The sequence below is a fragment of the Kaistia defluvii genome, from assembly GCF_040548815.1.
Taxonomy (GTDB): Bacteria; Pseudomonadota; Alphaproteobacteria; order Rhizobiales; family Kaistiaceae; genus Kaistia; species Kaistia defluvii_A.
Map to the genome: position 1 here is coordinate 183,487 of NZ_JBEPSM010000002.1, position 12,050 is coordinate 195,536.

General features: G+C 67.3%; 13 protein-coding genes. 6 read left to right on the top strand and 7 right to left on the bottom strand.

Annotation, left to right across the window (positions count from 1 at the left end; all coding sequences use genetic code 11):
* Positions 1-17 precede the first annotated feature (17 nt).
* On the bottom strand, positions 18-884 hold the full coding sequence (locus ABIE08_RS13865) for a thermonuclease family protein (protein ID WP_354551899.1): 867 nt from the start codon (positions 882-884) through the stop codon (positions 18-20).
* Positions 851-1,501 carry a S24 family peptidase gene (locus tag ABIE08_RS13870; protein ID WP_354551901.1) on the bottom strand — a complete coding sequence of 217 codons (651 nt, stop codon included), beginning with the start codon at positions 1,499-1,501 and terminating at the stop codon, positions 851-853. Before ABIE08_RS13870 ends, ABIE08_RS13865 begins: the two co-directional genes overlap by 34 nt.
* Positions 1,502-1,710: 209 nt before the next feature.
* Here ABIE08_RS13870 and ABIE08_RS13875 point away from each other — a divergent pair, with 209 nt between their 5' ends.
* Together ABIE08_RS13875 and ABIE08_RS13880 are read left to right on the top strand one after the other, a co-directional pair.
* Positions 1,711-2,055, top strand: coding sequence for a DUF952 domain-containing protein (locus tag ABIE08_RS13875; RefSeq protein WP_354551902.1), 345 nt, complete (start codon positions 1,711-1,713; stop codon positions 2,053-2,055).
* The gene (locus ABIE08_RS13880; protein ID WP_354551904.1) at positions 2,052-3,128 is read left to right on the top strand and encodes a quinone-dependent dihydroorotate dehydrogenase; all 1,077 of its coding nucleotides are present in this window, start codon (positions 2,052-2,054) and stop codon (positions 3,126-3,128) included. The genes ABIE08_RS13875 and ABIE08_RS13880 overlap by 4 nt, the downstream gene beginning before the upstream one ends.
* 57 nt (positions 3,129-3,185) lie before the next feature.
* On the opposite strand, the gene ABIE08_RS13885 is transcribed toward ABIE08_RS13880, so the two are convergent.
* Positions 3,186-3,989: a DUF4394 domain-containing protein gene (locus ABIE08_RS13885; RefSeq protein WP_436409554.1), complete on the bottom strand. Its 804-nt coding sequence runs from the start codon at positions 3,987-3,989 to the stop codon at positions 3,186-3,188.
* Positions 3,990-4,107: 118 nt separating this feature from the next.
* Here ABIE08_RS13885 and ABIE08_RS13890 point away from each other — a divergent pair, with 118 nt between their 5' ends.
* Positions 4,108-4,692, top strand: a complete 585-nt coding sequence (locus ABIE08_RS13890; RefSeq protein WP_354551906.1) for a sigma-70 family RNA polymerase sigma factor — start codon at positions 4,108-4,110, stop codon at positions 4,690-4,692.
* Positions 4,689-5,405, top strand: a complete 717-nt coding sequence (locus ABIE08_RS13895; protein ID WP_354551908.1) for an anti-sigma factor — start codon at positions 4,689-4,691, stop codon at positions 5,403-5,405. The genes ABIE08_RS13890 and ABIE08_RS13895 overlap by 4 nt, the downstream gene beginning before the upstream one ends.
* Here ABIE08_RS13895 and ABIE08_RS13900 read toward each other — a convergent pair.
* Entirely contained in the window at positions 5,400-6,728 is a 1,329-nt protein-coding gene (locus ABIE08_RS13900; protein WP_354551910.1) for an MATE family efflux transporter, read from the bottom strand. The two genes, ABIE08_RS13895 and ABIE08_RS13900, sit on opposite strands and share 6 nt — an antisense overlap.
* A gap of 98 nt (positions 6,729-6,826) precedes the next feature.
* Here ABIE08_RS13900 and ABIE08_RS13905 point away from each other — a divergent pair, with 98 nt between their 5' ends.
* On the top strand, positions 6,827-7,729 hold the full coding sequence (locus tag ABIE08_RS13905) for a histone deacetylase family protein (RefSeq protein WP_354551911.1): 903 nt from the start codon (positions 6,827-6,829) through the stop codon (positions 7,727-7,729).
* Between the two features lie 230 nt (positions 7,730-7,959).
* Here ABIE08_RS13905 and ABIE08_RS13910 read toward each other — a convergent pair whose 3' ends face one another.
* Together ABIE08_RS13910 and ABIE08_RS13915 are read right to left on the bottom strand one after the other, a co-directional pair.
* Positions 7,960-8,469: a hypothetical protein gene (locus ABIE08_RS13910; RefSeq protein WP_354551913.1), complete on the bottom strand. Its 510-nt coding sequence runs from the start codon at positions 8,467-8,469 to the stop codon at positions 7,960-7,962.
* 113 nt (positions 8,470-8,582) lie between these two features.
* Positions 8,583-10,247: a lysine--tRNA ligase gene (locus ABIE08_RS13915; RefSeq protein ID WP_354551915.1), complete on the bottom strand. Its 1,665-nt coding sequence runs from the start codon at positions 10,245-10,247 to the stop codon at positions 8,583-8,585.
* A 202-nt stretch (positions 10,248-10,449) separates the two neighbouring features.
* Here ABIE08_RS13915 and ABIE08_RS13920 point away from each other — a divergent pair, with 202 nt between their 5' ends.
* Entirely contained in the window at positions 10,450-10,875 is a 426-nt protein-coding gene (locus ABIE08_RS13920) for a tellurite resistance TerB family protein (RefSeq protein ID WP_354551917.1), read from the top strand.
* A gap of 225 nt (positions 10,876-11,100) precedes the next feature.
* Here ABIE08_RS13920 and ABIE08_RS13925 read toward each other — a convergent pair whose 3' ends face one another.
* Positions 11,101-11,979 (bottom strand): transporter substrate-binding domain-containing protein, encoded by an 879-nt coding sequence (locus tag ABIE08_RS13925; protein ID WP_354551919.1) that lies wholly within the window; start codon positions 11,977-11,979, stop codon positions 11,101-11,103.
* Positions 11,980-12,050 lie beyond the last annotated feature (71 nt).

Sequence of the window (12,050 nt, forward strand, 5' to 3'; positions counted from 1 at the left end):
CGCCGCCGCAAGCCTCGCTAGTTCTGCAGGCAATCGGGCGGCGTCTCGACTTCCCGCCATACACCACGCCTGGCGCAGCGCGCTTCCTTCTCGGCGGCGACATAGCCCTCGGGCGCTTGCTTCGCCGCCTGCGCCCAGCCCTGTTCGACCAGCCAGAGCGCAAGGTCGGTCGGGCCGATGCGGCAAGGCGCAACGACCGGATCGGCTGTCTCGTTGGCGGAAATCCGGCATTCGACCCCAAACGCGCGAATCCGCCGGCGGAGCGCCACCAGCGCCAGATGAGAGCAGGCCACCCTGGCCTCAGTACCATCGCTGGCGGGCGGGCTGCAGAGCCGGTCGGCGGTGGGCGTGTTGATCCCGGCGAGCCGCACCTTGCGCGGGCCGATATCGAGCAGCCCGGCTTCCTCCACCACCACCGGCGCATAGGCTTTCCAGCGCGGCGGCGTCGGCGCCTTTTTCGGCAGCGCCTCGCGTTCGAGCGGGCCGGTGCCCGAAGGCGCCGGGGTCATGCCCGGCGCGGTGACATTTCGCGTCGCGCGCGCGACAGGCTCGGTCGGTTCCAGCGGGGGCGGTTCCGGGATGGTCTCGCTGGCCGTTTGCGGCTGGGGCGGCGGCATCGTCGGAGACGCCGGCGTGGCGGCGCTCAAAGGCTTGTCCTCGTCGACAGCCTGGCCGTCGAATGGATCGGCGTCCGTCGGGTCTGGTTCCTCCTTCGCGGGCGAAACTGTTCCGGGAGCGGGCGCGCCCATCAGCCCCGCAAGTTCCTTTCGGTCGAGGCCGCCGATCTGGGAAGTGACGATATAGGCGAGGCCGAGCATCGCGGCGAGGCAGAGCACGGCGAGCGCCGTCCTCACTGGCTCGCCCAGATGATCCGGGCCATCCATTCGATCTCCCGCGCGGCGATCTCGCGATTGGGGTGCTCGGGATTGAGGGAGATGAGTTCGACGACCTTGGTCGTCCGCCGCGCCAGCACCTTGGCCATCACCTCGCCGCCCTGGGTGCGCACGACGACGCGGTCACCGGGACGGCAGGTCGCGGTCGGCGAGACGATGATGATGTCGCCGGCGCGATAGAGCGGCATCATCGATTCGCCCGAGACCTCCAGCGCATAGACGCCTTCGGTGGCGTTGGTCTGCGGAATGGCGACCTCGTCCCAGCCCTGGCCGACCGGGAAACCGCCATCGTCGAAATAGCCGCCTGCGCCGGCCTGGGCGAAACCCAGTAGCGGCACATGGCGGAAGGGGCCGGCTTGCTCCGGCGGCGTGGTTCGCCTGGCCGCGATCAGTTCCATGAAGCCGTCGAGCGGTTCGCCGGTGGCGTCGAGGATCTTGGAGATGCTCTCGGTCGAGGGCCAGCGCAACCGGCCGTCGCCAGCGATCCGCTTGGAACGGTTGAAGGTCGTCGGGTCGAGACCGGCCTTGCGCGCAAGGCCCGAGGTCGTCAGGGCATTGCGGGCGGCCAGGCGATCGATCGCCGCCCAGATCCGCTCGTGCGACAACATGGCGGACACCTCTGCGAATGCGGGCCCACGCCCGCGTCGTCCCGCGCCTGGAAGGCCGCGGAAAGGAATATATCCCTTTCCACCAGCTTTATCCCCGCGCGCCAGACCTGTCCAGCCGCCCATTCGGCATTTTGCGGCTTGCGGCAAGGCGGCCCTTGTTCCGGCGAGGCCGCGTGACTAGTTTGCGGCCAGCTTGTCAAGGATTCCACATGACCATCATCTTCAAGATCGCACCAGACATCCTTTGGAGCGAGGCTAAGGACGCGGGCGTCTTCACCGGCGCGCCGATCGACCACGCCGATGGCTACATCCACTTCTCGACCGCCGAGCAGGCGCGCGAGACGGCCGACAAATATTTCCACGGCCAGACCAACCTGCTGCTGGTCGCCGTCGATGGCGAGAAGCTCGGCGACAAGCTGAAATGGGAGCCTTCGCGCGGCGGCGCGCTGTTCCCGCATCTCTACGGCTCGCTCGATTTCTCCGCCGTGCTCTGGACCAAGGCGCTGCCGGTCGGCACCGATGGCCAGCACATTTTCCCCGAGCTCGCCGCATGAGCGCGTTCGGCAGCCTCGTCCGGCCGCTGCTGTTCCGGATCGATCCGGAAAAGGCGCATGGCCTTTCGATCAAGGTGCTGTCGTCGGGGCTGCACCCGTCGGTCCGTCCGGACCGCGATCCGCGCCTTGCGCGAAAACTGTTCGGGCTGGATTTTCCCAATCCCATCGGCATCGCGGCCGGGCTCGACAAGAATGCCGAGGTGCCGGATCCGCTGCTGGCGATGGGCTTCGGCTTCGTCGAGATCGGCACTGTTACGCCGCTGGCCCAGCCCGGCAATCCCAAGCCGCGCATGTTCCGTCTCGTTGAGGACCATGGCGTGATCAACCGCCTCGGCTTCAACAATGAAGGCCATGCGGCGGCACGGCGCCGGCTGGAGGCACGGCGCGGCAAGCGCGGAATCGTCGGTGTCAATATCGGCGCCAACAAGGATGCCACCGATCGCATCGCCGACTATGTTGCGGGGATCGAGACCTTCTCCGACCTCGCCTCCTATTTCACCGTCAATGTCTCGTCGCCTAACACGCCCGGCCTGCGCGACCTGCAGGCGCGTGGCGCGCTGGACGAGTTGCTTTCCCGTGTGCTCGAGGCGCGAGACGCCCAGTCGCGGCGCGTGCCGGTGCTGCTGAAGATCGCGCCCGACATGGACCAGGCAGGGCTCGCCGACGTCGCCGATGTGGCGTTGGCGCGCGGAATCGATGGCGTCATCGTCTCCAACACGACGATCTCCAGGCCGAAGCTGATCGATGCGGCGACGGCGAAGGAAGCCGGCGGCCTCTCCGGCCGGCCGCTGTTCCGCTTGTCGACGATCCAGCTCGCCCGTTTCCGCAAGCTGGTCGGCCCCGACCTGCCGCTGATCGGCGTCGGCGGCATCGAGTCGGCGGAGACCGCCTTCGCCAAGATCGCGGCTGGCGCCGACCTGGTGCAGCTCTATTCGGGCTTCGTCTATGGTGGCCCCGGTCTGCCCGCCGCCATGCTGGCCGGGCTGTCGCGCATCCTCGACCGTCGCGGCATCCCCTCGATCGCCGAGGCCGTCGGCATCGAGACGGAAAAGTGGGCGAGCGAAACGGCCTGACCGTTCCGCCGCCCCTTGGCAAAGGCTCGCCCGAGCCCTTGCCCTGTCTTGCGCCGCTTACGGCAGGATGGCGATGTCGCGCAGCGTGCCCGTCAGGCCTTCCAGCTTGCCCGATGCCTTGGCTTCGCCGCTGGCGAGATCGACCGTATAGAGCGTGTCGCCCGCGACCAGATAGGCCGTATTGACCAGATCCCCAGTCGAATGGATGTCGAAGGCGTAGCCCGGCGCTCCGTCGATCTTCAGCTTGCCGATCGCCTTCAGCGTGCCGTCATTCGGCTTGGTCTGCTGGATCAGCGCGACGATGGTGGCGTCGATGTCGAACATCGCCGTCTTTTCCGGCTTGCCGACCGAGTTGGTATAGGCGGCGGCAACGATCGCCGGCTTCTCGCCTTCATGCATATCCCCGGCCTCATAGGCGAGCGAGCCGTCGACCGTCACCTTGCCGTCATCGACATTGACGCGGAGATTGGTGTCGTCCGTGCCCATCAGGCGCAGGCGGTCGGCGGCCGGATTGAAGTCGACGATCGCCGAGACGCCATCGGGCAGCATTTGCGACAGCTTGCTCTTGTCGGTCGCCTTGCCGGAAGCCGGGTCGATCGTGACGATGCGGCCATCCGAGGCGACCCCATAAAGCATCTGGTCGGCCGGGCGCACGTCGATGCCATGCAGCTTGTCGACGCCGGCGACGTCCATGGAGCCGGTGACCTTGCGCGTCTCGGTATCGAACATCACCAGCGTCTTGTCGCCCGTCAGGCCGATGGCGGGGGCGGCCGCGGCGGCGGAGAGCCCGGCGACGCTGACGAAGGCGGTGGCGGCGAGGCGGATGGCGGTCTGGTGGATGGCGGTCTGGTTCTTGGGCACGATCATCTCCTTTGGAACGACTGCGGGTCGCAGCCCTACAGGTCCGTTACCCACCAGTCTGGCTGCTGGATGCAGCGGCGAAAAATAATTCTCGATCCTGCATCGCGAGGCCGCCGCCATGTGTATGAAGGGAATGACCGCCCACGCCATGCCGCAGGAGCCGATGCTGGATCAGACACCGGACGGATGGATGCTCGCCATGGCGCGCGGCGACCGCGCCGCCTTTGCCGCGCTGTTCGAGGCGGAGGCAGGCCCGCTGATCGCCATCGCGCGCCGCATCGTCCGGCGGCAGGATCTGGCCGAGGAGGCGGTGCAGGACGGCTTCGTCTCGGCCTGGCAATCGGCCGCGCGCTTCGATCCGCAGCGGGGTTCGGCCCGAGCCTGGCTGACGACCATCGTGCGCAACCGCGCCCTCAACCTGATCCGCAACGATGCCCGCCTCGAATTTCACGACGCCGAGGATGTCGCCGCCATCGGTGACCGCGCCGCCGACGCGATGGCGGCGCTGAACCAGCTTTCCGACCGCGACGCGCTCAAATCCTGCCTCGGCGCGCTGGACGAGCCGAAGCGCCAGGCGATCCTGCTCTGCTACGTCACCGGGCTCGACCATGGCGAGGTCGCCGCGACGATGAAGGCGCCGCTCGGCACGGTGAAGTCCTGGATCCGGCGCGGCGTCATCGCCTTGCAGGAGTGCCTGTCATGAGCCGCCAGGACCAGATGGCCCGCGCCGGGCGCTATGTGCTCGGCCAGATGGAAGGCCGCGAGCGCGATGATTTCGAAGTGGCGATGCAGGCTGATGCCGAATTGGCGTCGATGGTCGACCGGCTGGCGCAATCGATGCAGGCGCTGGACGACACCGTGACGCCCGCCGCCATTCCCCGCGGCATGTGGAAGGCGATCGAGGCGCGCACCGCCGGCATGGCGCAGCTTGGCCCGGTCCGCGCCGAGACGGTCGTCAGCCTGGAAGCGGCGCGGGCGCGGCGGCGCTGGGTGCCGGCGGCCCTTGCCGCCAGCGTCGTCCTGGCCTTGGGCGTTGGTTACCTTGCGGGCACGCGCCTTGGCGCGCCGCGCGAGCCCGTCGCCGTCGCGGTCCTGCTCAACGAGACGGATTCGATGCCCGGCGCGATCGTGCAGGCCTATGCCGACGACAGCGTCACGCTGCGGCCGCTGCGCGCCTTTACCGTCCCGGAAGGCAAGATCCTGCAGGTCTGGACGCTGCCCGACCGCGAGACGGGGCCGGTCTCCCTCGGCACGCTGCCGCGGCAGGCGACGACGCGCCTGCAGGGACCGGACCTGCCGCTGCCGCATGAGGGGCAGCTCTACGAAATCACGCTGGAGCCGAGCCCCGGTTCGCCGACGGGTAAGCCGACCGGACCGATCCTCGTCAAGGGCTATGCCCGCTTCTCGCCGTCATGATCCCGCGAAGGCGACCCGCGTGCGGACCCGGCATCGCCATAGCAGGGTGAATCCGCGCGCCGACAGGAAGACGAGCATGGCCAGCCACAGGCCATGCGCGCCCCAGAGCGGCTCCGCCACGGCCCATACGGCGAGATAGAGGACAAGCGATAGCAGCATCATGTTGCGCATGTCGTCCGACCAGGTGGCGCCGATGAAGACGCCGTCCATCTCGAAGGCGAGCACGCCGGCAAGCGGCGTCAGGGCCGTCCAGAACAGGTAGTGGCGGGCCGTTTCGCGAACCTCGGGGTTCACCGTCATGGCGTCGATCAGATACGGGCCGCCGAACCAGAAGCAGAGCGCGGCGATCGTCGCCAGCACATAGCCCCAGCCCAGCGTCAGCTTCATCGAGCGCAGGAAGGCGGGCTTGTAGCCCGCGCCGATGGCGCGGCCGGCATATTGCTCGGCCGCTGCCGCGAAGCCGTCGAGGAAATAGCCGCCGACCAGGAAGAAGTTCATCAGGATCGCGTTCGCGGCAAGCACGACATCGCCCATCTTGGCGCCGCGCGAGGCGAAGAAGCCGAAGGCGAACAGCAGCGCGAAGGAGCGGATCATGATGTCGCGATTGACCGCGACCATGCGCAGGATCTGCGTCCGGTCGAGGATCCGCGCCATGGACGGCCGGTGCGCGGAATCCAGTCGCTGCATCACGATGGCGAGGCCCAGAATGGCGGTCACCGCCTCGCCCAGCGTCGTGCCCCAGGCCGAACCCGCAATCCCCCAGCCAAGGCCCAGCACGAAGGCGATGTTGAGCACGATGTTGAGGCCGTTCAGGAATGTCTGCAGGAACAGGCCGAGGGTCGAGCGGCCGAGACCGATCAGCCAGCCCAGCATGACGTAGTTGGCCAGGGCGAAGGGCGTCGAGAACACGCGGATCGAATAATACTCCGACGTCGCGGCCTGCACCGCGGGACTGCCACCGAGCGCTGCCAGCGCGACCGATAGGATCGGCCCGGAGAGGAGGATCACGACAAGGCCGATGCCGAAGGCGACGATCAGCGCGCGGAAGAAGGTCGCCTGGATCTCGGTGCGGTCATCGGCGCCCAGCGCCTGGGCGACGAGTCCCGTCGTGCCGCTGCGCAGGAAATTGAAGGTGGCGAAGACGAAGTCGAAGATGACCGCGCCCAGCGCCACGGCGCCGAGCAGGGCGGCGTCGCCCAGCCGGCCGATCACGCCCATGCCAACAAGGCCGAGCAGGGGCGTCGAGAGATAGGCGAGCGTCATCGGCACGGCGATCGCCAGGATGCCGCGATGGGTGACTTCGAAAGGGCGGATGGCGGTCATGGAATCGGGGTGCGCGCGGCTGTGGTGGGGCCTGAAAAGCGATAGCGGCTTCTCCGGCCGGCGTCGACGCGCTCGTTGCGAGGCCCTATGTTCGGCGCATGCTCCCGCCCATCGTCCACCATCCCGCCTATACCGCCGAGATCCCGGCCGACCATCGCTTCCCCATGCAGAAATACCGCCGCCTGGCGGAGATCGTGGCAGCCGACGGGCTCGCGCCGGCGGGCTTCGTCGTCCCGGAGCCCGCGACCTCGGCGCAATTGTCGCTGGCGCATGACCGGTCCTACGTCGAGGCCGTGCTGGCGCTGGCCGTGCCGCCTGCGATCGAACGCGAGATCGGCCTGCCGATGAACGAGACGGTGGTGCGACGCGCCGCTGCCGCCACGGGCGGCACCATCCTGGCGGCGCGGCTGGCGCTGGCGCATGGACTGGCCTGCAACACGGCCGGCGGCAGCCATCATGCGCGGAGCGACCAGGGTGCCGGCTTCTGCACCTTCAACGATGTCGCCGTGGCGATCCGGGTGCTGATGGCGGAGGGGATGATCGGCACGGCGCTGGTGGTGGATTGCGACGTGCACCAGGGCGACGGCACCGCCGAGATCTTCGCCGCCGACGCCACCGTGACCACGCTGTCGCTGCATGGCGAGAAGAACTATCCGGTCCGCAAGCGCCAGTCGACGATCGACATCGGCCTCGCCGACGGGACCGACGACCGCGCCTATCTCGCGGCGCTCGACGGCATATTGGCGCCTCTGCTGGATCGCACCCATCCGGATATCGTCTTCTACAATGCCGGTGTCGATCCGCATGAGGAGGACAGGCTCGGCCGTCTGTCGCTGTCCGATGCCGGGCTGGCGGAGCGCGACCGGCGTGTGATCGAAGCGGTGCGCAGCCGGGGTATTCCGCTGGCCGGGGTGATCGGCGGCGGCTATGGCGCCGACGTCGAGCCAATCGCCCGCCGCCACGCTTTGCTGCACCACGCGGCGGCGGCGTTTGCGGGGTAGCTTCTCCCGAGCAAGATCGTCGCGGAACCCCATCCTCAACATGCTGAGGAGGCCCAAGGGGCCGTCTCGAAGCACGCAGAGCGGCGTCGACACCACGACCTGCCCTGGCGTCGTGCGTCCTTCGAGACGGCTTGCTCCGCAAACCTCCTCAGGATGTTGGAGACCGAGTACTGCAAGCCAATCATCGCGTTGCGCGAAGGTCTCCGCCGGGGAGGCTTGAGGTAGGCCGCTCAATTCTTTCGAAACGTCAGGTCCGACAGCGTCGTCGTGGGGCCGTTCGGATCCGGCTGGCTGACGACCTGGATGCGCAGCAGGCCCTTGCCGTCATTGACGATCGTCATCCGCGCCTTGGTGCTGCCATTAACCGGCTTCGGCCACACCATGGTGAAATTGACGCGGTCGCCATTGCGCTTGCCGGAAATCGCCGCCGGCCCGGCGCGCGCGCCGACATAGGTGCCCGTATAGCGCCCGGTGGCGGCGTTGTAGCGGACATTGGCGCTGATATCGCGCGAGACGATGATGGCGCCCCGGCAGATGCCGCCAATCGACATGCTGTTGGCGGCGTGGTCGCCGGCGACGGTGCACCGGGCGTTGAAGACGGGCGATTGCGCATTGCGCCGAACCGCGCCGCTGCCCGACCAGTCGCCGGTGAAGCGGTTCAGAAAGCCCTGTTCGTCCGCCAAGGCGAGGCCCGCCGGGCTGAACAGGACTGCGAGGACAAGGATTCTTAACAAGGTCATGGCAATCGCTCCCGAACAGCAACGACTGACTATGGCAATCGTTGCTTCAGTGGCGATGCACAACCCATCACGATCCGGTCAAAACTATCGGATCGCGATGGGTCGTTGGCGCTTCAGGCAGCCGCGAGTTCGCCCTTGAGCGCCTTGGCGATGCGGTCGCGCGTCTCCGGAATGCCGTAGATCGCCACGAAGGAGCCGAAGCGCGGGCCCTGATCCTGGCCGAGCAGCACCTGGTAGAGACCGCGGAACCAGTCGAGCGAAACGCCCGGCGGATTGCCGTCCGGACCCTTCTTGTTCGGGTCCGGGAAATACTGGCGGCCGATATCGAAGACGATGGTCTGGATCTCGTCGGCGGTGGAGCCCGCCGGCAGTTCGGCCAGCGCCGCGTCGAGGGCGATGAGTGCCTCGCGGATGGCGCCTTCCGGCACGACATAGTGCTTGCCGGACTTCAGCACGTCGTTGAAGTAGCGGATCGCATAGCCGGCGAGGCGGTCGAGCTTCTCATGCGTCGCCGCGGTCAGATGCGGCATGTAGCGCGAGATATAGGCCCAGAGCACGCCCTTGTCGGTGGCGTCCGAGACGCTGACGAGGTTCAGCAGCATGGCAAAGGGGATCGGCGAGGCTTCCGCCGGCGGGTGGCCGGAATGGATGTGCCAGGCGGGATTGCCCAGCTGCTGCTCGACCGGCTGACGCGGATAGGCGTCGACGAAGCCGAAATATTCGTCGACCGTGCGCGGGATCACCTCGAAGGAAAGGCGCTTCGCCGTCTTCGGCTTCGAATACATGTAGAGCGCCAAGCTGTCATTGTCGGCATAGGTCAGCCACTGCTCGATCGTCAGGCCGTTGCCCTTCGACTTCGATATCTTCTCGCCGTTCTCGGCCAGGAAATGCTCGTAGGTGAAGCTTTCCGGCGGCTCGCCGCCAAGCGCCCGGCAGATCCGGGTCGAGAGCTTGACGCTGTCGATCAGGTCCTTGCCGCTCATTTCATAATCGACGCCGAGCGCGAACCAGCGCATCGCCCAGTCGGCCTTCCACTGGCACTTGACCGCGCCGCCGGTGACCGGCACCTCGACGCGCTCATTCGTGTCGGGGTCGATATAGGTGATCGTGCCCTTCTCGACATTGCGGTCGACCATCGGCACCTGCAGCACGACGCCGGTGGTGGGCGAGATCGGCAGGAAGGGCGAATAGGTGGCGCGACGATCGGGGCCGAGCGTCGGCAGGATGATTTCCATCACCTCGTCATAGACCTCGAGCATGCGCAGCAGCGCGTGGTCGAAGCGGCCGGAGGTGTAGTAGTCGGTCGCACTGGCGAATTCGTAGGCGAAGCCGAAGCCATCCAGGAAGGCGCGCAGGCGGGCGTTGTTGGCCGCGCCGAACGAGGGATATTCGTTCGAGAACGGGTCCGGCACGCGGGTCAGCGGCTTGCCGATAAAGGCCTGCATCATCTCCTGGTTCGGCACGTTGGTCGGTACCTTGCGCAGGCCGTCCAGATCGTCCGAGAAGCAGAGCAGCCGGGTCGGGATCTTGTCTTCGGTCAGGAGGCGAAAGGCGTTGCGCACCATGGTGGTGCGGGCAACCTCGCCGAACGTGCCGATATGCGGCAGGCCCGAGGGGCCGTAGCCGGTCTCGAACAGCACCGGGCCGTCCGGACGTCCCTGCCGCTTCAGCCGCTCGACGATCCGTCGCGCTTCCTCGAACGGCCACGCTTTCGAAACCTGCGCAGCCTGAACGAGTTCGGGCGCAAGATCGAGAACTGGGAGCGTACCGGTCGACATCGAAAACCTCTTCTGGGGAAACGCGCGCGAGACGGCGCGCGTGGGCGCGGACCCTAGGCAGCGGCCCGCGCCGCGTCAATGGTCCGCCCGCGAGATCGGCCTTGGCGATGCCATGCCGGCCTGTTGAATGGCGACGCAAGAGATCCTACCCTAAGGACCGTCAATTCTGGACGGCAACCGTCCGCCTTAGGAGCGTTTCGACATGGACAAGCCCACCGGCAGCACGGTCTCCCCGCAGGAGGCTCTGATCTATGCGATGGTGACGCTTTCGGCGGTCGACAAGCAGATGACGGATCGCGAACTGCGCAAGATCGGCGATGTCGTGAACACGCTGCCGATCTTCGGCGGCTTCGATACCGACCGGCTGATCAAGATCGCCGAGGCCTGCGCCGCCATCACCCGGGAAGAGGACGGCCTGCACGCCGTGCTGGCGACGATCGCCACTTCGCTCCCTAAGAAGCTGCATGAGACGGCCTATGCGCTCGCCGTCGAGGTCGCGGCGGCCGACCTGCATGTCGAGCAGGAAGAGCTGCGCTTCCTCGAACTGCTGCGCGACGTGCTCGACGTGGATTCGCTGACGGCCGCCGCCATCGAGCGCGGCGCCCGCGCCCGTCACCGCACGATCTGACATTCTTCACCTCTCCCTGAGGGAGAGGTCGGACCGTAGGTTCCTGTGAGGGTTTATGTCCTCACCGGAGAAGGCCCTCACCCCAACCCTCTCCCGCAAGCGGGCGAGGGGGGTCGGCGGTGCCTCGTGAACAGCCATCAAAATCTCGGGCTTGGCCCTCTCCCGCTCGCGGGAGAGGGTTGGGTGAGGGGCTTGCTTGCTTAAGCGTGCCCCCGTCGCCCGCCCTTAAAAATATCCGACCGGGAAATAGCGCAGATAGAGCTCGGCGAAGACGCCCTTGTCATAGAGGCTGTCGAGCGCCCAGTTGACTGCGAGGCGCAGGTCGTTGCGGTTGGGCGGCAGCGCGATCGCCAGGCCCTGGCCGAAGAAATGCGGCTCGACATAGGCGCCGCCGACGAAATCGCAGCAGCCCGCCGCCGGTTCGGATTGCAGCCAGAAGGCCAACTGCACCCCGTCGCCGAAGACGAGGTCGACGCTTCCCGCCTTCAGCGCTTCCTCGGCCGCGCTTGGCGTCTCGACGGCAACCCGAGTGCTCGCCGGAAAGAAGGCGGCGAGATAGGCCTCGTGGGAACTGCCCTTGGTGACGGCGATCTTGCGGCCGGCCAGCCCCTCGGCGTTGAGCCGCGCGGCGGATTCGCCCTTGCGGCCGGCGAAGCGCGCGACCGGGCGGAGATAGACGTCGGAAAAATCCAGCTTCGCCCGGTTTTCCGGCGTGATGGCGATGCCGGCCAGTGCTGCGTCGACGCGGCCCACGGCAATGGTCTCGACGAGGCCGTCCCAGGGGCGCGCCTGGATCGTGCAGGGCACGCTCAGTTCGCGGCAGATGGCGCGGGCGAGATCGACATTGAACCCCGTCAGCTTGCCGTCCGGGCCCGTGAAGTTGAAGGGCGGGAAATCGTCGGTCGTGGTGAAGCGGATGCCGGTCAGCGCGGTCGTGGCAGGCCGGTCGAGGCGGCGGTTAGGGTCCCACAGGTTGGGAATGGCGACGGCAGGCGCAGAATTGACTGCCGGCGTCGCGGCCGCATCCTGGGCCTTCGCCCCGCCGACGGTCGCCATCAGGCCCGCCAGCATCGCGATGCTCGTCCAGATTGCGATGCTTGCCAAATGCCGTCGCATGCCTGTATCACTCTGCGTTCTGGTTGCCGTTACGTAAGCCATGAGAATGGCGCGTGCGG